Annotated in this window: 19 protein-coding genes and 1 pseudogene; 7 read left to right on the forward strand and 13 right to left on the reverse strand. The window is 68.7% G+C overall.

Features of this window, described 5'->3' with window-relative positions; all coding sequences use genetic code 11:
- Position 1: 1 nt before the first annotated feature.
- Positions 2–475 carry a ribose-5-phosphate isomerase gene (locus tag ACLJO0_RS35195; protein ID WP_007034718.1) on the reverse strand — a complete coding sequence of 158 codons (474 nt, stop codon included), beginning with the start codon at positions 473–475 and terminating at the stop codon, positions 2–4.
- On the opposite strand from ACLJO0_RS35195, the pseudogene ACLJO0_RS35200 reads away from it, so the two are divergent.
- A pseudogene (locus ACLJO0_RS35200) lies at positions 395–1091 on the forward strand (2-phosphosulfolactate phosphatase). The gene ACLJO0_RS35195 and the pseudogene ACLJO0_RS35200 sit on opposite strands and share 81 nt — an antisense overlap.
- Positions 1088–1891 (forward strand): MBL fold metallo-hydrolase, encoded by an 804-nt coding sequence (locus ACLJO0_RS35205; protein WP_410583406.1) that lies wholly within the window; start codon positions 1088–1090, stop codon positions 1889–1891. Before ACLJO0_RS35200 ends, ACLJO0_RS35205 begins: the two are co-directional and overlap by 4 nt.
- On the opposite strand, the gene ACLJO0_RS35210 is transcribed toward ACLJO0_RS35205, so the two are convergent.
- Positions 1888–2508, reverse strand: coding sequence for a disulfide bond formation protein DsbA (locus ACLJO0_RS35210; protein WP_125793047.1), 621 nt, complete (start codon positions 2506–2508; stop codon positions 1888–1890). The two genes, ACLJO0_RS35205 and ACLJO0_RS35210, sit on opposite strands and share 4 nt — an antisense overlap.
- Before the next feature lie 168 nt (positions 2509–2676).
- Here ACLJO0_RS35210 and pepN point away from each other — a divergent pair, with 168 nt between their 5' ends.
- Positions 2677–5250 carry an aminopeptidase N gene (pepN, locus tag ACLJO0_RS35215; RefSeq protein ID WP_410583408.1) on the forward strand — a complete coding sequence of 858 codons (2574 nt, stop codon included), beginning with the start codon at positions 2677–2679 and terminating at the stop codon, positions 5248–5250.
- Positions 5251–5334: 84 nt separating this feature from the next.
- Here the strand turns inward: pepN and ACLJO0_RS35220 are convergent, their stop codons facing one another.
- The 3 genes from ACLJO0_RS35220 to ACLJO0_RS35230 all read right to left on the reverse strand — a co-directional run bounded on the left by ACLJO0_RS35220 (position 5335) and on the right by ACLJO0_RS35230 (position 7301).
- Positions 5335–5817, reverse strand: coding sequence for a DUF5130 family protein (locus tag ACLJO0_RS35220; RefSeq protein ID WP_125793045.1), 483 nt, complete (start codon positions 5815–5817; stop codon positions 5335–5337).
- Positions 5804–6061: a hypothetical protein gene (locus tag ACLJO0_RS35225; protein WP_410583411.1), complete on the reverse strand. Its 258-nt coding sequence runs from the start codon at positions 6059–6061 to the stop codon at positions 5804–5806. Before ACLJO0_RS35225 ends, ACLJO0_RS35220 begins: the two co-directional genes overlap by 14 nt.
- 745 nt (positions 6062–6806) lie before the next feature.
- Positions 6807–7301, reverse strand: coding sequence for an HNH endonuclease (locus tag ACLJO0_RS35230; RefSeq protein WP_125793044.1), 495 nt, complete (start codon positions 7299–7301; stop codon positions 6807–6809).
- Between the two features lie 410 nt (positions 7302–7711).
- Here ACLJO0_RS35230 and ACLJO0_RS35235 point away from each other — a divergent pair, with 410 nt between their 5' ends.
- From ACLJO0_RS35235 to ACLJO0_RS35245, 3 genes are read left to right on the forward strand one after another with little or no spacing between them, the layout of a single operon-like run.
- On the forward strand, positions 7712–8689 hold the full coding sequence (locus ACLJO0_RS35235; RefSeq protein WP_410583413.1) for a mechanosensitive ion channel family protein: 978 nt from the start codon (positions 7712–7714) through the stop codon (positions 8687–8689).
- 20 nt (positions 8690–8709) lie between these two features.
- A complete protein-coding gene (locus ACLJO0_RS35240; protein WP_410583415.1) occupies positions 8710–9105 on the forward strand; it encodes a globin in 396 nt (131 codons plus the stop codon).
- Positions 9105–10658, forward strand: a complete 1554-nt coding sequence (locus ACLJO0_RS35245; protein WP_410583416.1) for a glycoside hydrolase family 13 protein — start codon at positions 9105–9107, stop codon at positions 10656–10658. Before ACLJO0_RS35240 ends, ACLJO0_RS35245 begins: the two co-directional genes overlap by 1 nt.
- Positions 10659–10735: 77 nt before the next feature.
- Here the strand turns inward: ACLJO0_RS35245 and ACLJO0_RS35250 are convergent, their stop codons facing one another.
- A complete protein-coding gene (locus tag ACLJO0_RS35250) occupies positions 10736–12196 on the reverse strand; it encodes an LVIVD repeat-containing protein (protein ID WP_125793040.1) in 1461 nt (486 codons plus the stop codon).
- Between the two features lie 87 nt (positions 12197–12283).
- On the opposite strand from ACLJO0_RS35250, the gene ACLJO0_RS35255 reads away from it, so the two are divergent.
- Positions 12284–12925 (forward strand): DUF305 domain-containing protein, encoded by a 642-nt coding sequence (locus ACLJO0_RS35255; protein WP_410583418.1) that lies wholly within the window; start codon positions 12284–12286, stop codon positions 12923–12925.
- Between the two features lie 80 nt (positions 12926–13005).
- Here the strand turns inward: ACLJO0_RS35255 and ACLJO0_RS35260 are convergent, their stop codons facing one another.
- The 7 genes from ACLJO0_RS35260 to ACLJO0_RS35290 all read right to left on the reverse strand — a co-directional run bounded on the left by ACLJO0_RS35260 (position 13006) and on the right by ACLJO0_RS35290 (position 24599).
- Positions 13006–13296 carry a hypothetical protein gene (locus ACLJO0_RS35260; RefSeq protein WP_410583420.1) on the reverse strand — a complete coding sequence of 97 codons (291 nt, stop codon included), beginning with the start codon at positions 13294–13296 and terminating at the stop codon, positions 13006–13008.
- Positions 13297–13359: 63 nt separating this feature from the next.
- On the reverse strand, positions 13360–13995 hold the full coding sequence (locus ACLJO0_RS35265; RefSeq protein WP_410583422.1) for a hypothetical protein: 636 nt from the start codon (positions 13993–13995) through the stop codon (positions 13360–13362).
- Entirely contained in the window at positions 13988–14407 is a 420-nt protein-coding gene (locus ACLJO0_RS35270; protein WP_125793036.1) for an acyl-CoA thioesterase, read from the reverse strand. The genes ACLJO0_RS35265 and ACLJO0_RS35270 overlap by 8 nt, the downstream gene beginning before the upstream one ends.
- A complete protein-coding gene (locus ACLJO0_RS35275; RefSeq protein WP_410583424.1) occupies positions 14407–19380 on the reverse strand; it encodes an NAD-glutamate dehydrogenase in 4974 nt (1657 codons plus the stop codon). The genes ACLJO0_RS35270 and ACLJO0_RS35275 overlap by 1 nt, the downstream gene beginning before the upstream one ends.
- Before the next feature lie 343 nt (positions 19381–19723).
- Positions 19724–22354: a hypothetical protein gene (locus ACLJO0_RS35280; RefSeq protein ID WP_410583425.1), complete on the reverse strand. Its 2631-nt coding sequence runs from the start codon at positions 22352–22354 to the stop codon at positions 19724–19726.
- A gap of 16 nt (positions 22355–22370) precedes the next feature.
- On the reverse strand, positions 22371–24047 hold the full coding sequence (gene ettA / locus ACLJO0_RS35285) for an energy-dependent translational throttle protein EttA (RefSeq protein WP_125793032.1): 1677 nt from the start codon (positions 24045–24047) through the stop codon (positions 22371–22373).
- 63 nt (positions 24048–24110) lie between these two features.
- Positions 24111–24599, reverse strand: a complete 489-nt coding sequence (locus ACLJO0_RS35290; protein ID WP_125786004.1) for a single-stranded DNA-binding protein — start codon at positions 24597–24599, stop codon at positions 24111–24113.
- Positions 24600–24750: the final 151 nt, after the last annotated feature.

The following is a 24750-nucleotide window of genomic DNA, read 5'->3' on the forward strand; positions in this document are numbered from 1 at the left end:
GTCAGTGCTCGGGCAGCGGCGGCGGCCAGCCGGTGTTCTCGTAGTCCAGGATCTGCTGGACGCGGCGGCCATGGCGCTCGTCCGGGCTCGGCGGGGTCGCGAGGAACGCCTCGACGATCTCCGTGGCCTCTTCGGTGGTGTGCATCCGCGCGCCGACGCCGATCAGCTGGGCGTGGTTGTGCTCGCGGGTGAGCTTCGCGGTTTCGACGCTCCACGCGAGGCCGGCGCGAGCGCCCTTGACCTTGTTGGCCGCGATCTGCTCGCCGTTGCCGGAGCCACCGACCACGATGCCGAGGCTGCCCTCGTCCGCGACGACGCGGCGGGCCGCCTCGATGCAGAACGCGGGGTAGTCGTCGGCCGCGTCGTAGACGAAGGGACCGACGTCCTCGACGTCGTGGCCCTGCTCCTTGAGGTGGGCCACGAGGTGGTTCTTCAGTTCGAAACCGGCATGGTCAGAGCCAAGGTAAACACGCACAGCGCGGAGTCTGCCATCACGTTCCCGGGCGAGCATGCTGTGGGGGTGGACATCAGACTCGAATGGGGAACCGAGGGAGTCGGCGCGCTGGGCGCGGACTGCGCCGTTCTCGTCATCGTCGACGTACTTTCCTTCTGCACCACAACGGATCTCGTCCTCGGCAACGGCGGCCGGGTGCTGCCCGTCCGCTGGCGCGATCAGCGCGGCGCGGACGCCGCGAAAGCGCGAGGCGCCATCCTCGCGGGTGAAGAACGCTGGACCTTGCGACCTTCGTCTGTGACGGAAATCCCTTCCGGCACCCTCCTCGCGCTCCCCTCCCCCAACGGCGCCACGCTCTGCGACGCCGCCGCCACGACCGGTGCGGCCTTGCGTCGAGGATCAGCTCGGCGCGGGAGCGATCGTCGCCGCGCTGGACGGCTACGGTCGCCTGTCCGCCGAAGCCCGCGTCGCGGCCATCGCGGCGAAATCGATCGACATCGCCGAAGCACTGACAGAGTGTTCTTCAGGACGTGAGCTCGCCGCGGCCGGACACGCGAACGACGTGACACTCGCCGCAAAGCTGGATATGAGCAGCACGGTTCCCTTGCTGCTCAACGGAATTCTGGAGGATTCGTGACTTGGCTCGAACTCGCGGACGGCGTGTACGCCCGCCGTTACGAGGAGCTGGACCTGACCGTCGGCCTCGTCGTGGGCAGTGAGCGCTGCCTGGTCGTCGACGTCCGCGGTGACGTCGATCAAGGCGCCGAACTGGCCGCGGCGGTACGGGAGATCACGCCGCTGCCGTGGTCGGTCGTCTACACCCACGCGCATTTCGACCACACCTTCGGCACGACGGCGTTCCTGCCGTGTGACGTCTGGGCACACGAAGGGTGCTCGGCCGAGCTGACCACCTACGGCGAGGGCGCGCGGCGCAAGTGGATCCAGCACTACCTCGGCGAAAACCGGCCTGAGATGGCGGAGGCGCTGGAACGTACCGAGATCACCGTGCCGGACAAATCGGTCACCGACACCACGGAGATCGACCTCGGCGGCCGCACCGTCGTGCTGCGGTTCCTCGGCCGGGCCCACACCGATCACGACCTGTTCGTGGAAGTGCCCGACGCGGGCGTCATCTACGCGGGCGACGCCGTCGAGAACGCCGAAGCCGGCTTCAGCGCGTTCTCCTTCAACGACGGCAGTTTCCTGGCCGAATGGGCAGGCGTGATGGACGCGATCCTCGCGCTGGAGCCGAAGATCATCGTGGCCGGGCACGGCGACCCTGTCGACACCGCGTTCATCGGGAAACACCGCGACGGGTTGCGTGAACTCGTCGCGCTCAAGAACCAGGTCGCGGCGGGAGACCTCACGACGGACGAAGCCGTCGCGAGGTCCTCCTACCCCGACGATGTCACCAGGGCCGCACTGGCGACGCCTTAGTCGAAGTTCAGCTCACCGGACCGGGTGCGCTTCAGCTCGAAGAAGTCCGGGTAGCTCGCCAGCGCGCGGGCGCCGTCGAACACCTTGACTGCGTCCTCGCCACGCGGGATCGAGCTGAGCACCGGGCCGAAGAAGGCGACGCCGTCGATGTGGATGGTCGGGGTGCCGACGTCCATTCCGACTGGATTCATACCTTCGTAGTGACTCTTTTTCAGCGCTTCGTCGTACTCGGTCGACTCCACGGCCTCGGCCAGCTCGGCCGGGGCGCCGATGGCCTCAAGGGTCTCCTTGATGACCTTCGGGATGTCCTTGTCGCCCTGGTTGTGATGGCGCGTGCCGAACTCCGTGTAGAAGTCGCGCAGGGCCTCTTCGCCGTTCTTCTGCGCCAGCGCGGTGGCGACGCGGACGGGGCCCCAGCCGCGGTCCAACAGCTCCTTGTACTGCTCAGGCAGGTCCTCGCGGCCGCTGTTCAGCTCGGACAGGCTCATGATCCGGAACCTCAGGTCGAGGTCGCGGTGCTTCTCCACCTCGAGGATCCAGCGCGAGCTGATCCAGGCGAACGGGCAGATCGGATCGAAGTAGAAGTCGACCTTGGTCGTCTCGGACGGGGCGGTCATCAAGTTCTCCCAGTGCCATCGTCTTGGGGTGGGCCGGTACGCACAGAGTGCTACACAGCGAGCCAACATCGCGGCCATCGGCGTTGTTCCCGTCGTCAGCACCGGCCTGGACATGATTGGATGCCAGTAGTTGGAAACCAAAACCGATACCGATGACCAGAGGTGCCAGTGCCCGCCCCCAACCTGACCCGAGACCAAGCCAAGCTGCGCGCGGAGCTGCTCGACGTCGAGTCCTACGACATCGAGCTGGATCTGACCGACGGCCGCGGCGGTCCCGGTGAGAAGACCTTCACGTCGAAGACGACGATCAAGTTCGCGAGCGCCAGAAGCGGCGAAGCGTCGTGGGTCGACATCGTCGCCGAGGGGATCGAGTCGGCCGTCCTCAACGGGACGGAACTCGACGTCAGCGGGTACGTCGAGGACAAGGGCGTCGAGCTGCCCGCGCTCGCCGGGTCGAACGAGCTCGTCGTGGACGCGGTCTGCCGGTACATGAACACCGGCGAGGGCCTGCACCGCTTCGTCGACCCGGTCGACGACGGCGTCTACCTCTACACGCAGTTCGAGACCGCGGACGCGAAGCGCATGTTCGCCTGCTTCGACCAGCCCGACCTCAAGTCGGTCTACCGGCTCACGGTCGTCGCGCCGAAGGACTGGAAGGTCATTTCGAACGCGCTGATCGAGTCGGCCGAGGAGACCCCGGAAGGGGCCGTCCGCACTGTTTTCAAGGTGTCCGAGCGGATCTCGACCTACCTGGTCGCGTTGATCGCCGGCCCGTACAGCGAGTGGCGCGACGAGTTCTCCGACGACCACCGCACGATCCCGCTGGGCATCTACTGCCGCGCCTCGCTCGCCGAGCATATGGACGCGGACAAGCTGTTCACCGAGACCAAACAGGGTTTCGCCTTCTACCACGACAAATTCGCCACGCCGTACCCGTTCTCCAAGTACGACCAGCTGTTCGTGCCGGAGTTCAACGCGGGCGCGATGGAGAACGCCGGCGCCGTCACCTTCCTGGAGGACTACGTCTTCCGGAGCCGCGTCACGCGCTATTACTACGAGCGCCGCGCCGAGACGCTGCTACACGAGATGGCGCACATGTGGTTCGGCGACCTGGTCACCATGCGCTGGTGGGACGATCTGTGGCTGAACGAGTCGTTCGCGACCTTCGCGAGTGTGCTCGCCCAGGCCGAGGCCACCGAGTACAAGAACGCTTGGACCAGCTTCGCGAACATCGAGAAGTCGTGGGCGTACCGGCAGGACCAGCTGCCCTCGACGCATCCGATCGCCGCGGACATCGTCGACCTGCACGCGGTCGAGGTGAACTTCGACGGGATCACCTACGCCAAGGGCGCGAGCGTCCTGAAGCAGCTCGTCGCCTACGTCGGTCTCGACCACTTCCTCGAAGGCCTCAAGGTCTACTTCGGCAAGCACGCCTGGGGCAACGCGACCCTGGCGGATCTGCTGGGCGCGCTGGAAGAGGCCTCGGGCCGCAACCTGTCGTGGTGGAGCGCGCAGTGGCTGGAGACCACCGGTCTCAACTCGCTGAGCCCGCGCTACGAGGTCGGCGCCGACGGCGCGTACACCTCGTTCGCCGTCACCCAGACCGGTGCCAAGCCGGGTGCCGGTGAACTGCGCACGCACCGGGTCGCGGTCGGCGTCTACGACGAGGACGAGAACGGCAAGATCGTCCGCAAGCACCGCGTCGAACTCGACGTCGACGGCGAGCGCACCGAGGTGCCGGCGCTGGTCGGTCTCCCGGCGGGCAAGCTCGTGCTGGTCAACGACGACGACCTGACCTACTGCACGATGCGGCTCGACCCGGCGTCGCTGACCACGCTGATCGACCGCATCGCCGACATCACCGAACCGCTGCCCCGCACGCTGTGCTGGTCGGCGGCGTGGGAGATGACGCGAGAGGCCGAGCTCAAGGCCCGCGACTTCGTCACGCTGGTGCAGCGCGGCGTGCACACCGAGACCGAGGTCGGCGTGGTGCAGCGGCTGCTGCTGCAGGCGCAGACGGCGCTGAACTCGTACGCGAACCCGGCGTGGGCGGCGGACAAGGGCTGGCCGGAGTTCAGCTCGCGGCTGCTGGAGCTGGCGCAGGGCGCCGAGGCCGGTTCGGACCACCAGCTCGCGTTCGTCAACTCGCTCGCCGGATGCGTGCTCGACGACAAGACGCTGGCGATCATCGCGGGCTGGCTCGACGGCACGGCGCCCCTCGACGGCCTGACCGTCGACACCGACCTGCGCTGGCGGCTGCTGCACGCGCTCGTCGCGCACGGCAAGGCGGAGAACCCCGAGATCGACACGGAGCTCGCGAAGGACGACACCGCCGCCGGACGGCGTCAGGCGGAGCGCTCGCGGGCGCTGCGGCCGACCGCCGAGGCCAAGGCCGACGCGTGGCAGCGGGCGGTGTACGACGACGAGCTGCCCAACGCGGTCAGCGACTCGCTCATCACCGGCTTCTCCCACCCCGGCCAGAAGCACCTGCTCGGCGACTACGTGACGCGCTACTTCGAGGTCATCGACGAGGTGTGGCAGCGGCGCTCCAGCGAGCGGGCGCAGCCGACCGTGGTCGGGCTGTACCCGTCGTGGGCCGTCGAACCGGCGGCCGTCAAGGCGTCGGACGAGTGGCTGACCGGGGAGCACCCGGCGGCACTGCGCCGTCTGGTGTCGGAAGGCCGGGCCGGGATCGTGCGGGCGCTGGCCGCCCGTGAGTTCGACTCGCAGGCCGGGGTCTAGTCCCGTAACGCTATGAAAGGTCCTTTCCTTGCAAATTTTGCAAGGAAAGGACCTTTCATAGCACTCGAAAGCGCCTGAAGAGCGTCAGTGCTGCGGAGCGCCCGCCTGGTCGCTCAGCATGCGAAGTGCGTTCACGAGGCCGCCGATGAGGTCGCCTTCCTTGAAGGAGGCCACCATGCTGGCCACGGCGAGCTTCGCGCCGCGGTCGGGCAGGCGGAACCGGGCCTGCGAGCCCGTCACGATCTCGATGGCGCGCTGTCCGGGCGACACGGCGACGACCACGGCGTCGGCCGGATTGTCGGTCGAGGCCAGCAGGCCTTCGGCGGTGACGCGCGTGTCTTCGCCGAGGTCGCCGAGGTACACACTGAAGTCCAGGCCGGTCTCGCGGCTGGCCAGCGTCAGCGCCTCGTCCAGCCGGGCAAGCTGCTGGGTGGTGAATGGGCTGATCGGCCCAGCCGGTTCGTACATCTTGGCGGCGGAAACCCGGCCGCTGGAAGTAACGGCGGCGCCGTAACCGGGCTCTTCGTCAACAGCGGTGGACGAATGGGTCAGTTCACCAGTTGCCACGAGCGCCTCCCGTCACCGAAGCTCCGTCCGCCGCACCGACGGCGGTCGCGCCGCCCGCGTGCGAATGCCTGGCGCCGACCCCGTCGGGGTTGGCGCTCCACCACATGGCCGGGTAATCCCACGGCTGCCCCGGCCGGTACCGGGCGACGCCCGCGCCCTTCGACCGCAGCGTGGCCACCCCGCAAAGCGCGTAGATGACCAAGGGGATCACCGCGAAGACCAGGATCGTCTCGACAAGGTTCACGCGCGTGAGCGTATCCGATGGCGCGCGGCCGCACCCGCTCGCACGGGTGTGCGCCCCGGCACCTACCGCTCACCGTCCGGAGGGGGCCGTCCGCCGCTTGCCGCGAAAGCGCTCCCACGTTGGGGCGAAGCCCTCAAGGCCGAAAGGTTGCAACTCAACGTACGGGCGGCCGCACCCGGCGCTGTCATCTTGTCGGAGCCTTGAAATCCTCGTAGCTTTTTCACCTGTACGGGCCTTGCGCCCAGCTCTCCCACCCCAGCAGGTAACGCACCGGTCGCAGGAGGATATGTCATGCAGAGCACCCAGACACCCGGCCAGGCGATCATCGACGACGTTTCGTCACTCTTCGAAATTGGATTCGTCCCCGGCACGCGTGTGACGGCGGGCACACGGGTTACTCGCGGTACTCGTGTCACTCGGGGTACGCGGGTCACCGCCGGTACCCGGGTCACTCGCGGAACCCGCGTCACCCGAGGCACTCGTGTCACCGCCGGCACCCGGGTCACCCGTGGCACGCGCGTCACTCGCGGCACCCGCGTGACCGCCGGAACCCGCGTCACCTGTGGCACGCGCGTCACGCGCGGAACCCGCGTCACCTGCCAGAGCGACTTCTCCCTCGCCGCCTGAGTTCGGGCACGACCGGTCAGCGGGGGACGGCGTACTCCGTAACGAGCTTCATCACGGCATCATCGGCTCGCCCCGGCCGCCGAAAGGCAGCCGGGGCGCCGACGTGTTCCCGATCGGATCAGGCCGCGGTTCCCAGGTACGGCCGCCACAACGGGTCGGCCTCCTTCGAATGCGCGAGCAGCCGCCAGTGCGGCCCGTGCGGGGCCCTCGGCACGACGCGAAGCCGCCAGCCGATCTCGGAAAGCAGCTTGTCCGCCTTCCGGTGGTTGCACTTGGCGCAGCAGGCCACGCAGTTCGTCCAGCTGTGGGGGCCACCGCGACTGCGCGGGACGACATGGTCGATCGTCTCGGCCCGCCCTCCGCAGTAGGCGCAGCGGTACCGGTCGCGGTGCATCAGCCCGGCCCGGGTCAGCGGCACCTGTGCGCGGTAGGGCACGCGCACGTAGGTGCTCAGCCGGATCACCGAAGGCACGGGCAGCGAGACCGTGGCGGCGTGCAGTTCGTGCCCTCCCGGGTCTCCGTGCACCACCTCGGCCTTGCCGCACATCACGAGGACCACCGCGCGCCGCAACGGCAGCGCCGTCAGGGGCTCGAAAGTGGCGTTCAACAGCAATACCCGTCTGCGGCCCCACGATGTCGTCGTGGGTGCCGCCGTAGTCGACGGGTCCCGCCCTCTACGCTGTCCGGGCGGGCGGGCTACACCCCCTGGCCGCGTTCCGGGCCCTCCCGGTGGCGCCCCGTGCGAGGGGGCACCTCCCGGATGAGCGCGCAACACGACCTCCGGCGCCTGTCCGGCCAAGGCTTGGCTCGGGACGCCGAGGGGGATGGGTTGTCGGTCTGGCACTCGACCACCTCCACCGGTGCAGGCATAGTCGACCACAGATCAGCCCCAAAACGCACGTGTGTTAGTGGACGTGTCACATGCCCGCGACCCGGCGGCCACCTGTAAGCACGTATTTCGAATCCCGTCGCGCGGAGCAGCGCGAACGAACCTCGCCGAGCACGAAAGGACATTTCTTCTCAGTGAACCTGCTGCCCACCGAACCCCCGGCCTGCACGCGAGACGTCGAAACCTTCTGCTACCAGGTGTTCCAGGTCACAAAAAACGAGTGGCTGTCCGCGTCGGCGGGCTGGCTGCTGACGAAGCCGATCAAGATCCTGATGATCGTCGCCGTGGCGTTCCTGCTGCGGTACCTGGTGCGACGTCTGATCAACCGCGTGACGCGGATGCCGAGCGGCTCCAAGAAGCTCCCCGCCCTGTTGAGACCGCTGCGGGAAAAGGCTCCCGAGGTGCTGGGATCGGCTGTGGTGGAACGACGTCGTCAGCGCGCCGCCACGATCGGCTCGGTGCTCAAGTCGATGGCCACGTTCCTGATCTACGGCCTCGCGTTCATCCTCGTACTCGGCGAACTGGGCATCGACCTGGCGCCGATCATCGCCTCCGCCGGCATCGTCGGCGTCGCGCTCGGTTTCGGCGCGCAGAATCTCGTCAAAGACTTCCTCTCCGGCATCTTCATGATGATCGAGGACCAATACGGCGTCGGTGACGTCGTCGACGTCGGCGAGGCGTCCGGCACCGTCGAGGCCGTGGGCCTCCGGATCACCACCCTGCGTGACATCAACGGCACCGTCTGGTACGTCCGCAACGGCGAGGTGCTCCGGGTCGGCAACTCGAGCCAGGGCTTCGCGGTCGCCGTCGTCGATGTCCCCCTCAGCTACTCCGCCGACGTCGAGAAGGCCATCGAACTGATGGCCCAGAAGTCGACGGCGCTGCTGGAGAGCGAGGGGCTGGCCCCGAGCGTCCTGGAGCCGCCGGAGATGCTCGGTGTGGAGACCGTCACGCCCGAAGGCATCAAGGTCCGCATGACGGTGAAGGTCCGCCCGGGCAAGCAGTGGGCCGTGCAGCGCGCGTTGCGGGCGCATCTGCTCGCCGCGCTGGACGAGGCCGGCTTCGAGCCGCCGCTGGGACGCTTTATGTCCACCGGCCCCGCCCCGCAGTAGGACAAGGGCAGAATGGAGCTGTGTCCGTGACCGAACCTGACCCCACCACCTTGTACGAAGCGATCGGCGGTGAACCGGTCTTCACCCGGATCGTCGCGCGGTTCTACGCCGAAGTCGCCGTCGACGAGGTGCTTCGCCCGCTGTACCCCGAGGAGGACCTCGGCCCGGCCGAGGAGCGTTTCCGGCTGTTCCTCATGCAGTACTGGGGCGGCCCGCACACCTACTCGGATAAGCGCGGTCACCCTCGGCTGCGGATGCGGCACGCCCCGTTCAAGATCGGCCCGATCGAACGCGACGCCTGGTTGCGCTGCATCAAGATCGCGGTCGACGAGGAGAACATCGAGGAGCCCTACCGCTCGCAGCTGTGGGCGTATCTCGAAATGGCCGCCAACAGCATGATGAACAGCTTCGTGTGATGGCGACGGGCGCGGCTTGGTGGGACCAGGCGGTCTTCTACCAGGTCTACGTGCGCTCGTTCGCCGATTCGGACGGGGACGGCGTCGGTGACCTCGAAGGCATCCGCGGCAAGCTCGGGTACCTGGAGCTGCTCGGGGTCGACGCGTTGTGGCTGACGCCGTTCTACCGCTCCCCCATGGCCGACCACGGCTACGACATCGCGGACCCGCGCGACGTCGACCCGATGTTCGGCACCCTCGGCGACTTCGACGTCCTCCTGACCGAGGCGCACAAACGTGGCATCAAGGTCACCGTCGACGTCGTCCCCAACCACACCAGCAACACCCACGCCTGGTTCAAATCGGCGATGGCGGCGCCGCCGGGCGGCCCCGAGCGGGATCGCTACATCTTCCGTGACGGGCTGGGCCCGCGCGGCGACCTGCCGCCGAACAACTGGGTCAGCGCGTTCGGCGGCCCGGCGTGGACGCGGGTCCCGGACGGCCAGTGGTACCTGCACCTGTTCTCGCCGCAGCAGCCGGACCTGAACTGGGCCAACCACGAGGTCGCCGCCGATCTGGAGCGGACCCTGCGGTTCTGGCTGGACCACGGGGTGGACGGCTTCCGCGTCGACGTCGCGCACGGCATGGCGAAACCGCCGGGCCTGCCGGACATGGACCCGCGGGTGAACCCGCTCGGGCCGAGCGAGTTCTACGACCCGAGGTTCGACAACGACCGCGTCCACGAGATCCACCAGATGATCCGGAAGGTGCTCGACGAATACCCGGGCACGATGGCCGCCGGCGAGATCTGGGTGACCGACGAGGAACGCCTCGCGCGTTACCTGCGGCCCGACGAACTGCATCTGGCGTTCGACTTCCGGCTCGTGCTCACGCATTTCGACGCGGACGCGCTGCGGACGGCCATCGAGCGGTCCCTGGCGGTGCCGAAGTCGGCCGGGGCCCCCGCCACCTGGACGTTGGGCAACCACGACGTCTGGCGGCAGGTCAGCCGCTACGGCGGCGGCGAACGCGGGGTGCGGCGCGCGCGGGCGATGGCGCTCGTCGAACTCGCGCTGCCCGGGGTGGTCTACCTGTACAACGGCGAGGAACTGGGGCTCGGCAACGTCGACCTCCCGCCGGAAGCGCTCGCGGATCCGCGTGCCAAGACCTCCGGCGCCGAGTTCGGCCGCGACGCGTCACGGGTGCCGCTGCCGTGGGAAGGCGACCTGCCGCCGTTCGGGTTCTCGCGCAATCCGCGGACGTGGCTGCCGATGCCCGCGTCGTGGGCGTCGGTGACGGTGGAAGCGCAACTGGAGGATCCGGCGTCGACGCTGTCGCTGTACCGGCAGGCGATCGAGATCCGCAAGTCGCACAAGGCCTTCAGCGGTGACGATCTCGAGTGGTACGGCGCGCCCGCGGGATGTTTCGCGTTCCGGCGGCGCGGCGGCGGGCTGGTGTGCGCGCTGAACACGTCGGCGAGCCCGATCGCGCTGCCGCCCGGTGAGGTGCTGCTGTCGAGCGTTCCGCTGGTGAACGGGAAACTGCCGCCGGATGCGGCCGCCTGGCTCGTTTGAGCGCCCCTCGAACGCAATGAAAGGTCCTTTCCTTGCAAATTTTGCAAGGAAAGGACCTTTCATTGCACGCTAGTGGGTCACTTGTTGAAGCCCGGGTGCAGCTTGTACTGCGTCTGGGCGTTGAACTCGTTCTGCCGGACGAGCTTCGCCGGGGAGGTCCGCCAGTCGTTGAGGTCCAGGACGTCCAGACCCTTCACGATGTCGGACGAGAAGATGTGGCCGTTGTACCAGTACGCCGACCACGTGCCACCGCCGACGAGCTTCTCGTTCGAGAGCGGGCCCCGCTCCCAGTACGCGATCTCCTTCGGCCGCTTCGCGTCGGTGAAGTCCCACACCGAAATGCCGCCCTGGTACCAGGACTGGACCATGATGTCCTTGCCCGGCACCGGGATCAGCGAACCGTTGTGCGCCACGCAGTTCTCGGTCTCGGACTGCAACCGCGGGATCTTGTAGTAGCTGATGAACTCCAGCTTGCGGTTGTCCCCGCGGCCGGTGATCTCGTAGATGCCGTTGGCGCCGCGAGTGGGGCCGAACTTCTCCAGGCAGGTCGCCATCCCGCCGCCGCCGAGCTCGTCGGTGAAGACGACCTTGGTGGCGTCGTTGTTGAAGGTGGCGCTGTGCCAGAACGCGAAGTTCACGTTGTCCTGCACGCGGTTGATGACCCGCGGCTTGAGCCGGTCGGAGATGTCGATCAGGACGCCGTCACCCATGCAGGCACCGGCCATCAGATCCTTCTCCGGCAGCGCCGTCAGGTCGTGGCAGCCGGTGGTCTCCGACCGGCGGGTGCCGTCGGGGTTGGGACCGCCGGGGTTGCCGCCGCCGTCGGCGGCCGGGAACATCACCGGCGTCGCGACGAGCGAAGCCTTCGCCGGGTCCTTCACGGGGACCTTGATGATCGACAGCTTGTCGTGCGGCGGCTGGCAGTCGGGCAGGTTCGCCGCCGGCGCGTACGACGAGACGTAGATGTAGACGTCCTTGCCGCGCTTGTCCGGCACCAGGGTGTTGGTGTGCGAACCGCAGTCGGTCTCGACCGCCGCGACGTACTTCGGCGCCGCGAGGTTCGAGATGTCGAAGATCTTGATGCCCTCCCACGCCGTCTTGTCCGACGCGGGCTTCGAGACGCTGTTGCACGAGTTGTCGCTGCGCGACGCGTCGGTCGAGAGGAAGAGCAGGTCACCGGAGACCGACACGTCGTTCTGCCCGCCGGGGCACAGGACCTGGCTGACGATCTTCGGGCGGTAGGGGTTGCGGACGTCGTAGACGTTGAAGCCGTCGTACGTGCCGATGATCGCGTGGCCCTTGGTGAACGCGATGTCGGTGCCGGTCGAGTCCTTGGTGAACGGTCCCTGCTGCGGGACGTTCGCGATCGACCGGAGGTTCGGGCTGTGGACGATCTCGTCCACTCCCGGAATCGCGGTCGCCGACGGTTCGGCGATGACGGCCGGCGCGGCGAGCGCGCTGGAGGCCCCGAGGGCGGCGACTGCGACCGCCGACACGAAGCCCCTGGTCAAGCGGCGTTTCAGCCCAGGCTGCAGCACGATATGGCTCTCCTTCCACCCAGCTTTACGCGCACCTTATTCCTTATTTAGGCTCAGCAGATACCGACCAACGGAGGAACTCCCGGGATGAGAAAAAGTTTGACATCGGCGCTGCTCGTTGCCGCTTTCGTAGTCTCGGGCTGCGGTGGCGACGAAAACCCGGCCGCACCGGCCCAGAGCGCACCGGTCATCGTTCCCGGGAAGCCCGGCGAGCAGGCGCGCACCGGTGTTCCCGGCCCGGTGAACCGCGATCAGCCCAACGAGGCCGACGTCGAGTACATGACGATGATGATCCCCCACCATCAGCAGGCGAAGGTGATGACCGATCTGGTGCCGGGCAAGACGGCGAACGAGCAGATCCGGGCCATCGCGGGCCGGATCTCGGTCGCGCAGGACGGCGAGATCGCGATGATGAAGACCTGGCTGGCCGACCGCGGCAAGCCGGTGCCGGGCGCGGGCCACGGCGACCACGGCGGCGGGCACGATCACGCGCTCATGCCGGGCATGGCGACCGAGGCCCAGCTGGCGGATCTGCGCGCGGCGAACGGGGTGGCGTTCGAAAAGCTGTTCCTCGACCTGATGATCGCGCATCACCAGGGCGCGCTGACCATGGCCGAAACCCAGCTCGGGAAGGGTGTGGAGATCAAGGCGCAGGAGATGGCGCAGGAGGTCATCACCGGCCAGACCGCCGAGATCGAGCGGATGAAGACCATGCGCTCGAAGCTCTGACCCAGTCCCCGCAATTCGGCACCTGCTTGCGATGGTTCGCGATCCGGACTACCGCAAGCAGGTGCCGAATCGCGAAGGTGTCAGGCTTCGCCGGAGGAGCCCACGTCGCCGAAACCGGTGTCGTCGGAGTCGTCGAGGGTGCCCGAGACGATCCAGGTCGCCAGCGCAGCGGCCTGGACGTAGGGCGCCGCCTTCGCCGCGGCTCGTCCGGCGGATTTGGCACGGCCCCATTTCTCCGGGCGTTCGGCGCGTTCCGGCGCCTCCTCACCCGGCGGACGCTCGGTCCGCCACGGGGTCTCCTCCGGCCTGACCTCGGCGAGGAAGTCCGCGGTCGGGTCCTCCCCGTCCTTACCAGCGTCCTTGTCGGTCATGCGGACAGCCTGACACCGCGGGCGGCCGGAAGCCACCCGCGGTGTAGAGCGGTAAGGACTCTGTCAGAACAGCAGCGGCAACAGGGCGTGACGGCGCTTGAGCACGGCGCCGTACCTGGCGTCGATGCGCATCCACGACTCCGTCGCGGTGACGCGGACGACGTCGCCGTCGATCGTCGAGTCGACGAAACCCATCCCCGACAACGCGAACAGGCACCGCATCTGGACCTTGATCTCCTGCTCGCCGCCGGTGACGGTGAGCACCGTCTGATCCATCAGCGAGGCGGGCGGGTTGCCGTGCGGGCCGACGTTGTCGCGGGCCAGAGTGACGCCGCGATCGGCCAGCTCCGAGATCACCGTCGCCGGTAGTTCGTCCACCAGCTGCCAGCGGCCGGAAGCGGGCAGCTCGGAATGCCACATCAGGTCACGGGCCGGGCCCGGATCCATCCGCTCACCGCCGGCGACGGTCAGCGCGGCGAGCAGCTCGTTCCCGGACACGGTGACGTCCGACGGCGTGATGTCGCCGGCCACCGCCCTGGTGGCGAGGACCTCGAACGGGGTCGTGCTCCACGCCTCGACGACGCCGTCACCGCGCTGCCGAAGCCGCACCAGCGTGTTCTGGTCGAGCCGGACCGCCCTGGCCACGAACGCGCCGAGCGTTTCGCGGTCGCCCGCGTCCGGGATGACGAGCTCAGGCATCCGCGAATCCCTTCTCCAGGAAGGCGCGTTCGTCCTCGGTCAGCCGCCGGGGCCGCTCCGACCCGGTGTCGTACGGCGCGAGCACCGTCTCCGCGGTGACCGCGACCTTGTCGGACCCGGCGGGCCCGGCGTGCACCCGGTAGCCGAGAGTGAAGCTGGCGTGCTTCAAGTCCTTCAACGAGATCTCCACCCGGATGTCCTGATCGGACACTACGATCGGCGAACGGTAATGGACGGCCAGCTTCACCACCACGATGCCCTTGGGCAGTTCGGTGAGCCCGGCCCGGACGGCGTCCCCGAACAGCAGGGGGATCCGTGCCTCTTCGAGCAGGGTCACCAGATTCGCGTGGTTGACGTGCCCGTAGACGTCCATATCCGACCAGCGCGGCCGGATCAGGGAAATGTACGCCACTACCTCACCGTGCTCCGGATCTGCCTCGCCGCCACCGACAGCGTCGCCAGGTCGAGTTTGCCGAACTGGCTGATCTCGTCCAGCGCGACGCGGGCCCGCTGCAACCGCGAAGCGTTCGTCTTCTCCCAGTGCGCGATCTTCTCGTCCGGGTCGGTGCCCGAATCGCTGTGCCGCAACGCGTCCAGCGTGATCGTCCGCAAGGAACCGTACACGTCGTCACGCAACGCCAGCCGCGCGAGCGCGTGCCACCGGTTGCCGCGTTCGAGACCGCTGATCGACGTCAGCATCTTGTCGATGCCGAGGTGGTCGGAGAGCGCGTAGTACAGGCCCGCGGTCTCCGCCGGGGTGTGCACCGCGTCGATGCCGGCCTGCTGCTCGGCGAGCTCCGCGACGTCGGTGACGTCGAGCAGGCCGAAGGTGTGCAGCAGGAGCGCGACCCGCTCCGCCAGCTCCGCCGGGACGCCCTTCTCGATCAGCCGCTCGGTGTTCGCGTCGACCGAAGCGCACTCGACACCGCGAAGCAGCTCGTGCGCCCGCGGGGCCAGTTCGCCGACGACCCGGCCGAACCGGTTGATCTCGGCGAGCGGGGCCAGCGGCTGCGGCCGGTTGGTGAGGAACCAGCGGGCGGCCCGGTCGAGCAGCCTTCGGGTCTCCAGCATCATCTCGTCCGCGACCTCGGTCGGCACGACGTTGTCCAGCGCGTCGATCTGGGCCCACAGCGAGGGCAGGTCGTACACGTGGGTGACCACGGCGTACGCGCGGACGGCGTCGGTCGCGGTCGCGTTCATCTCCTCCATCAGGCGGAAGACGTACGAGATCCCGGCACCGTCGACGACCTCGTTGGCCACCATCGTCGTGATGATCTCGCGCTTCAGCGGGTGCTGGAAGATCGCGTCGCCGAAGCGTTCCCGAAGCGGCTTCGGGAAGTACTCGGGCAGGCGGCGGGAGAACACCTCGGAGTCCGGCAGCTCGCTCGCCAGCAGCTCGTCCTTGAGGTCGAGCTTGACGTGCGCGAGCAGCGTCGCCAGCTCCGGCGAAGTGAGGCCGTCACCCGCCTTCTCCAGCGCGCGGAACTCCGCCGAACTCGGCAACGCTTCGAGCTTGCGGTCGAAGGCGCCCTTCGCGACCAGCGCCGCGACGAGCCGCTGGTGCACCGAGACCATCGGACCTGCGTGCGCGCGACTGACGCCGAGCACGGCGTTCTGCCGGTAGTTGTCGGCCAGCACCAGCTCGCCGACCTCGTCGGTCATCTGCTCCAGCAGTTCGTTGCGCTGCTCGGCGTCCAGCGATCCGGTCGAGATCAGGTGATCCAGCAGGATCTTGATGTTGACCTCGTGGTCGGAGCAGTCGACACCGGCGGAGTTGTCGAGCGCGTCGGTGTTGATCTTGCCGCCTGTGCGGGCGAACTCGATCCGGCCGAGCTGGGTCAGCCCCAGGTTCCCGCCCTCGCCGACGACCTTGACGCGGAGCTGGTTCCCGTTGACGCGCAGGGCGTCGTTGGCCTTGTCGCCCGCGTCGGCGTGGGTCTCGTTCTCGGCCTTGACGTAGGTGCCGATGCCGCCGTTCCACAGCAGTTCGACCGGGGCCAGCAGGATCGCCTGCATCAGGTCGTTCGGCGCCAGCTTCGCGATGTCCTCGCCGAGGCCGAGCGCCTCACGGACCTGCGGGCTGATCGGGATCGTCTTCGCCGACCGCGAGAAGATCCCGCCGCCCTCGCTGATCAGCGAGCGGTCGTAGTCCTCCCACGACGAGCGCGGCAGGTCGAACAGCCTGCGCCGCTCGGCGAACGAGGTCGCCGAATCCGGGTTCGGGTCGAGGAAGATGTGCAGGTGGTTGAACGCGGCCACCAGCCGGATGTGCTCCGAGAGGAGCATGCCGTTGCCGAAGACGTCACCCATCATGTCGCCGATGCCGACGACGGTGAAGTCCTCGGTCTGGGTGTCCTTGCCCAGCTCGCGGAAGTTGCGTTTGACGCTCTCCCAAGCACCCTTCGCGGTGATGCCCATGGCTTTGTGGTCGTAGCCGACCGAGCCACCGGAAGCGAAGGCGTCGCCCAGCCAGAACCCGTAGTTCGCCGAAACCTCGTTCGCGATGTCGGAGAACTTCGCGGTGCCCTTGTCGGCCGCGACCACGAGGTAGCTGTCGTCACCGTCGTGGCGGACCACGCCCGGCGCCGGAACGGTCTTGCCCTCGACGCGGTTGTCCGTCACGTCCAGCAGGCCGGAGATGAACATCCGGTAGCAGGCGATGCCCTCGTTCAGCTGGGCGTCGCGATCCAGGCCCGGGTCACCGGTCGCCGCCGGCGGGCGCTTCACGACGAAGCCGCCCTTCGCGCCGACAGGCACGATGACCGCGTTCTTGACCGCCTGCGCCTTGACCAGGCCGAGGATCTCCGTGCGGAAGTCCTCCCGGCGGTCGGACCACCGCAGGCCACCGCGCGCGACGTCACCGAAACGCAGGTGCACACCCTCGATGCGGGGCGAGTACACGAAGATCTCGTACTTCGGCCGCGGCTCGGGCAGTTCGGGCACCGCGCTCGGGTCGAGCTTGAGCGCCAGGTACCGGCGGGAGTTCCCCTCGCCGTCTGTGACGTGGTAGTTCGTGCGCAGCGTGGCGAGGATGACCGCCATCAGCCGTCGCAGGATCCGGTCCTCGTCGAGGCTGGTCACCTCGTCGACCAGCTTGCCGATCTCGGTGGTCAGCTGCTCGGCCTGCGACGCGCGGGCCTCCTCGCCGAGCGAGAGATCGAATCGGGTCTCGAAGAGCCGCACCAGCGCGGTGGCGATGTCGGTGTGCGCGAGCACGGTGTTCTCGATGTACTCCTGCGAGAACGGGATCTTCGTCTGGCGCAGGTACCGCGAATAGGCCCGCAGGATGGCCGCCTGACGCCAGGTGAGCCCGGCGCGCAGGACGAGGCCGTTGAAACCGTCGACCTCGCAGTCGCCGCGCCAGGCAGCGTGGAAGGCGTCCTGGAAGCGGGTGCGGAGGTCGTTGTCCGCGTGGTCGAGGACCTGCGGGTCGATCCGCAGGCCGAAGTCGTAGATCCACGACCGGCCGCCGTCCTCGCGGCGCAGTTCGTACGGACGTTCGTCGACGACCTCGACGCCCATCCGCTGCAGGACCGGGAGCACCTGGGAGAGGGTGACGCCCTCTCCGCGCAGGTACAGCTTGAAGCGCCGCTCCCCCGCCTCGGCGTCGGCCGGCAGATAGAACGACATCGACAGGTCGCCCTCGTCGGTCAGCGCCTCCAGGGCACGGAGGTCCGCGAGCGCTTCGAGCGCGGTGAAGTCCTCTTTGTAGCCCTCGGGGAACACCGCGGCGAACCGCTGCCCCTGTTCGCCCGCGGACTCCTCGACCATCAGGCCGATCGCGACGCCGCTGTCGCCGGCGCGCTCGCGGCGCTCGGCGAGGATCGCCTCGACCATCCGGTCGTCCCAACCGCGAACGGCTTCGTTGAGCCGTTCCTGGATGCGCAGGGTGTCCGGTTCGGACCGCTGCGACGGATCGGTGTGCACGATGAAGTGCACCTGCGCGAGCACGGTCTCGCCGATGCGCGCGCTGTACTCCAGTTGCGTGCCTTCGAGTTCTTCGAGCAGGACCTCCTGCATCGCGAGCCGCGAACGGGTCGTGTAGCGGTCACGCGGGAGGTACACGAGGCACGAGTAGAAACGGCCGTACGGGTCACGGCGCAGGAACAGGCGCAGCCGTCTGCGATCCGACAGCGTGATCGCGCCCGTCGTCGTCGAGTACAGCGAGTCGGTGTCGGCCGAGAACAGGTCCGCGCGCGGCCAGTTCTGCAGCACCTCGAGCATGCGCTGGCCGGAGAAGGACTCCATCGGGAAGCCCGCGCGGTGGATGACCTCGCGGACCCGGTTGCAGACCACCGGGATGTCCAGCACGTTCTCGTGCAGGGCGGTGGTGGTGAACATGCCGAGGAAGCGGTGTTCGCCGGTGACCGTCCCGTTGTCGTCGAATGTTTTCACGCCGACGTAGTACGGGTAGACCGGGCGGTGAACCGTGGACGGCGCGCTGGCCTGTGTCAGCACCAGCAGCGTCGGCGCGAGCGCGGACGCCGCCGTGTCGGGACCGGCGGTGAGGCTGCGCGCGGCCAGGCTGTCCTGACGCAGCACACCCAGCCCGGTGGCCAGCACCGCGCGCAGGGCAGGGTCGTCGCTGTCCGGATGCGGGTTGTCGACCAGCTCGTAACGGCGGTAACCGAGGAAGGTGAAGTGGCCGTCTGCCAGCCAGCGCAACAGCCGGGCGCCCTCCGCGACCTCGTACTCGGGCAGCTGCGGCGGATTCCCGTCCAGCTCGTCGGCGAGACGGCGAGCCGTCTCCGCCATCTTGTCGGTGTCCTCGACGACCTCGCGGACATCACCCAGCACCGACGACAGCCGGTTGTCCAGCTCGCGGGCGCGGTTCGGGTCCGTGACCAGGTCGATCTCGATGTACATCCACGATTCGGCGGCCGAGTTCGACGGCGGCTCCGCCGGGTCGGCGTCCGGGTGGACCTCCAGCAGCTCACCGGTCAGATCGCGGGTCACCACGACGATCGGGTGCACGATGCGCTGCACCTGCACCCCGTCCCGCGCGAACTCCGCCGCGACGGAATCCACCAGGTACGGCATGTCGTCCGTGACGACCTGCACGACCGTCGCCTCACGCGTCCAGCCGTCTTCGGGGCCCGTCGGGTTCAGCAGCCGCACCGCGGGACGGCCGGGCATCCGGTCCTTCGCCAGCTGGAGGTGCGAGCGGACGGCGCCGACGAGGTCGACCGGGTCGTCACCGAGAATCTCTTCGGCCGGGATGTGCCGGTAGTACAGGCGGATCAAGTCGCCGATCTCCGGGGCGTATGCCGCGGCGGCGTCGATCAGGTCGTCCCGGATCTGCTCCGGGTTCGCCGACCGGCGCCGGGCGCCATCCTCGGTGCCGACATCTTTTCCGGGCAGGGACGAGACTCCCGTCGAGCTCATTTGAGGCAACTCTCCACTGTAGCGAGATTGACACCGCGACCGGCACGACTCTGTACCGGCCCAGACCCAACCTACAGCTCCGGACAGTGGGCCCCACAAGGCCGGGTCCTTCCCGGCCGTCGAAGATTTCCCTGCTCAGATACCGGAATCGCCGTGATCGGTTCAGCTACTCGCCGGTCACATCGGCGGTCTGTCCGGCCCTTCCCGCGCCCCGCCGCACCGGGGTGACCAGCACCCATTGCCCCGCGAGGGCGCGGCGGACGATCCCACCGGGCTGACTGAATCGTTCAAGCCACGTTCGGTTCCCACCGAGGCGAAGCAAGGGACCTTTGCTCTCGCGCGGTCAGTCGCTTCCGTTGGTGCGGTGCCGGTCGTGGCCGTTGACCGGACGCTTTCCCGAGTCCTGGGAACCGAGCTGCTTCACGAGCGCGGCGGCGCTGGCGGTGCCCGCCTGGTGCTCCGCGAGCGCGCGGGCGAGCAGGTCGGCGAGACCGGCGTCCGGCGGCGGCTCATCCTCCGCGATCGCACGGGCGTAGCTCTCCGGGAACGGCGTGATCGGCCGCCAGGAACCGGTGTCGGTCAACGGATCCAGCGCGGGCGGCATCCGCAACCGCGGCAGCCACGGATCCGCGACCTCTTCCTTGGCGCCCGGGCGAGGGCCTTCCCGGGTTTCGCGGCTCGGCGGCGGGTCTTCCCGAGGCGGCGGCGCGAGCGGCACCGCGGGTTCGGTGTACTCGACCGGGGGCTGCTCTCGACGGGCACGGCCGGTGTCGGCGCGCTCTTCGGTGACGGGTTCCGGATGCACGGGATCCGCGGCGCCGTCCGCGCGACGGCGGCCACCGCTTTTCCCTCCGGTGCTCGAGATCCCGAGCCGGTCCAGCACCGATTTCGCCGCCACGGAACCGTGTTCGGCGTCGTGCCTGGTCTTGCGCGAAACGGGCGCCGAAGACCGGCGGGCACGCTCCTCGGCCGCCCACTCGTCGCTCTCCCACAACGGTGCGGCGGTCCCCGGCGGACGCGGAGTCCGGACCTCCGCCGCCATGCGCGGCCGGGGTTCGGCCGCGGGTTCGGGAGCGAGAAGCAGCTCCGGGGCCACGGATTCCGAGAACGCCACGGGCACCGGCTCCTCGGTCCGGACGGGCGTCTCAGTCGGGACGGGCGCCTCGGTCCGGACAGGCGTCTCGGTCCGCACGGGCGCCTCGGGCTCGGGCCGCCGGCGCGCGGCCGGGGTTTCCGGCTGGGCGACCGCTGGTTCGGCCGCGACGGTCTCACGAGGCACGGGAGCCTCCGGACGGCGTCGCCGCCCGGTCTCCAGACCCGGACGTGACACGGGCTCGGGCCGCGGCACGGGCTCCGGCTTCGGCGGCGGCATCAGTTTCGGCGCGACAGGTTCGGCCCTCGGCTCGAACCGGATCGACGGCTTGGGCTGCTGAGGTTTCTTCGGCACCCGGCGGCGCCAGTCGCTGTCGGACACCGCCGCTTCCTGAGCGGGCTCCGGACGGGACGGCGGTTTCAACACCGGTGTTTCGGTCTTTTCCACGACCGGTGTCACAGCAGGCTCCACCGGACGCGGCGGCTCGGCGGGACGGGGGACCTCGACCGGCGTCTGCCGCACCGGCGCGGGTTCTGTCTGACGGCTCTGCCGCACCCGCGCGGGTTCCGCCTGCCTGTTCTGCCGCACGGGCTGCGTCGGCTCGCGACGAACCGGCGGCTCGGCCGCGGCCCGTTTCGGGGGCGCCGCGTCGATCGGCGCCATCACCGCGGTCACCTCGGCCGGTTCCGGTGCCGGAACCCGCATCGGGGTGGCCGACGGCCTCTCGGCGACGGCGCGCAGGACGTCGTCGAGGTCGACAGCCGCGTTCTCGGCCGCGCCGAACTCGCCGACCAGGACGTTGCACGCCTGCCTGCGCGCACGCGAGTGCAGATGCTCGGCGGCACGCGAACGATGCAGGCAGCCGATGGCCTCCTCGGCCCGCCCGAGCCGTTCCTCGATCTGCGCGAGTTCCAGCCACAGCCGTGCCGTGACGGCGTGCAGGTTGTGATCCTCGGTCGCGGCGACCGCTTCACGGACGAGCATGCCCGCGGCTTCCCCGGACCCCGCGGGAAGCAGGACACGGGTGGCCACCGCCAGCCGCAGCCACGCGGCGGGCGCGATCCCGGCGGCCCGGACGGGCGCGTCGAGGATCGGCTGCGCGACCTCCAGCGCCAGCTCCGTGTCGCCCCTGTCCAGCAACGTGCACACGAGTTGCAGTGCCAGCCTGATCCGGACGAGACCTCCGTCGTCGTCACGGTTCGCGAGCTTTTCGAGCATGCCGAGCCCGGTCCGCGCGGCATCGGCGGCCGACGTCAGATCTCCGTGACGGCGACGGTGCGCCGACACCCCGACCCGCAGCATCGCGCGGATCAGCAGTTGCGAGTCCGCCGTCATCGAGCCGTCGCCGAGCACCAGCTTGTCCGCCTCGGCGAGCACCCGATCCAGTTCCGCCTTGCGGCCGAATTGCGCCAAGCAGCCGACGAGGTGACACAACGCCTCGGCCCGGTGCGCCGGCGAGACCGCCGGATCCGCCAGCAACGGACGCAGCGCGGCCAGCCCCGTCAACGGGATGCCGACACTACGCGCGCAGACCGCGAGGTCGATCCGCAGCCGAGCGGCGATGTCGCCGTAGCCCGCGTGTTCGGCGGCGCGCAGGGCGGCCACCGCCCTGCCGACCGTCCGGGGACGGCCACCGAGCCGCACCCGCGCGCTCACCACCAGGCTCTCCGCGCGGATCCACTGTTCGTCGGCACCGGCGGCCTCGGCGAGCGCTGCCGCGCGCTCCCCGAGGACCAAGGCGAGCTCGGGCGCCCTCAGGTGCAGGGCGTCCGCGCGTTCGATCAGCCTGCCGACAGCGGACAGGGTTCCCCCGGTGGCAGCCGTCCGCCCACCCACCAAGGTGGTGGGCGAGCCCGGCCGTTGGCGCTTGCTGGCTTCCACGGGGAACCCCCGGCCCTCAGTCGCGGGTCAGCTTGCGATGGGTGACGCGGTGCGGACGAGCCGCCTCGGCACCGAGACGTTCGACCTTGTTCTTCTCGTAGCCCTCGAAGTTACCTTCGAACCAGAACCATTGCGAGGGGTTCTCGTCCGTGCCTTCCCAGGCGAGGATGTGCGTCGCGACCCGGTCGAGGAACCACCGGTCGTGCGAGATGACCACGGCGCAACCGGGGAACTGCTCGAGAGCGTTCTCCAGCGAGCCCAGGGTCTCGACGTCCAGGTCGTTCGTCGGCTCATCGAGCAGGATCAGGTTCCCGCCCTGCTTGAGGGTCAGCGCCAGGTTCAGCCGGTTGCGCTCACCACCGGAGAGCACGCCCGCCGGCTTCTGCTGGTCCGGACCCTTGAAACCGAACGCGCTGACGTAGGCACGCGAGGGCATTTCGGTCTGCCCGACGTGGATGTAGTCCAGCTTGTCCGAAACCACCTCCCATACCGTCTTCTTCGGGTCGATCCCGCCACGGTTCTGGTCCACATAGGACAGTTTGACCGTCTCGCCGATCTTCACCCGGCCGTCGTCCGGCTCCTCGAGCCCGACGATCGTCTTGAACAGGGTCGTCTTGCCGACGCCGTTCGGCCCGATGACGCCGACGATGCCGTTGCGCGGCAGATCGAACGACAGCCCGTCGATCAGCACGCGGTCGTCGAACCCCTTGCGCAGCTTCTCGACCTCGACGACCACGCTGCCCAGCCGGGGCCCCGGCGGGATCTGGATCTCTTCGAAGTCGAGCTTGCGGTGCTTGTCCGCTTCCGCGGCCATCTCTTCGTAGCGGTCCAGCCGGGACCGCGACTTGGTTTGGCGCGCCTTGGCGTTGGACCGGACCCAGTCGAGTTCGGACTTCAGCCGCTTGGCGAGCTTGGCGTCCTTCTTGCCCTGGACTTCGAGGCGCTCGCGCTTCTTCTCCAGGTACGTCGAGTAGTTGCCCTCGTAGCCGACGACGCGGCCGCGGTCGAGCTCCATGATCCACTCGGCGACGTTGTCCAGGAAGTACCGGTCGTGGGTGACGGCGAGGACGGCACCGGCGTAGTTCGCCAGGAACTGTTCCAGCCACAGCACGCTTTCGGCGTCCAGATGGTTGGTGGGCTCGTCGAGGAGCAGCAGGTCGGGCGCGGACAGGAGGAGCTTGCACAGCGCGACCCGGCGGCGCTCACCACCGGAGAGGTGGGTGACCGGCTCTTCCGGCGGCGGGCAACGCAGGGCGTCCATCGCCTGCTCCACCGCGGAGTCGATCTCCCACGCGTCGGCGTGGTCGAGGTCCTCCTGGAGCTTGCCCATCTCCTCCATCAGCTCGTCGCTGTAGTCGGTCGCCATCAGCTCGGCGACCTCGTTGAAGCGGTTGAGCTTGACCTTGATGTCGCCGAGACCCTCTTCGACGTTCTCGCGGACGGTCTTTTCCTCGTTGAGCTCCGGCTCCTGCATGAGGATGCCGACGCTGGCGCCAGGCTGGAGGAAGGCTTCGCCGTTGCTGGCCTGCTCGATCCCCGCCATGATCTTCAGAACGGTGGACTTACCCGCGCCGTTCGGCCCCACCACGCCGATCTTGGCGCCGGGGTAGAACGCGGTGCTGACGTCGTCGAGGATGACCTTGTCCCCGACGGTCTTGCGCACCTTCTTCATGGTGTAGATGAACTCGGCCATACAAGCGATCGTAGAGCGAGCCGATCGCGGCCTTGACGGCGGTCACCATCGAGCTACCGTCAGTCAGCCCGACATCACTGAACGAGCATCGGCACCTTCCGCCACGGGCGCGTCCTCCAGCGCGGTGACCATGGGATTCCCCACGGGCGGCGGGGACAGCGGGATCGCCCTCGGCCGGTCACGTCCCATCCGGTGGATCTCGGCCGAGCAACGCGCGAGATTGGGCCCGATGGAGAAGGCCTCAAGCTCAGGTAGACCCAGAGGCGCCGGGATCTCCTCCGCGGTCTCGGCGCCGCGCAGCCGCCCGGCCACGATCACCGGATCGCCCTTGCTCAGGCAGGAGAACGCCGCCATCGCCAGCTTGCGCCAGCAGGTGACCTTGACCGCGAGCTGCCGCCCCTCGCCCCACTCCCCTCTTTCCTTGTCGTACCGGCGTTCGACACTCCGCAAGCCGAACGACACGACATCGTGCCCGTGCACCCGCTCCGGATGGTGGACCGGTTCGCTGGTCAGGTTGCCGATCATGGTCACCCACGTTTCGCCCATCGCCATCACACTCGCCTTTCTCCTCGTTCCGGGCCGCTCCCGGTGTTTCCCTTGATCACAAGACTGCCTCGGATCGAAGGGCGGAAAAGGAGACGAACCGGATCTGTGGACAACTCCGGGCGATGTGGGCTTCCTGTGGACAACTCGGACTGAACGG

Source organism: Amycolatopsis sp. lyj-108 (assembly GCF_046549005.1).
GTDB lineage: Bacteria > Actinomycetota > Actinomycetes > Mycobacteriales > Pseudonocardiaceae > Amycolatopsis.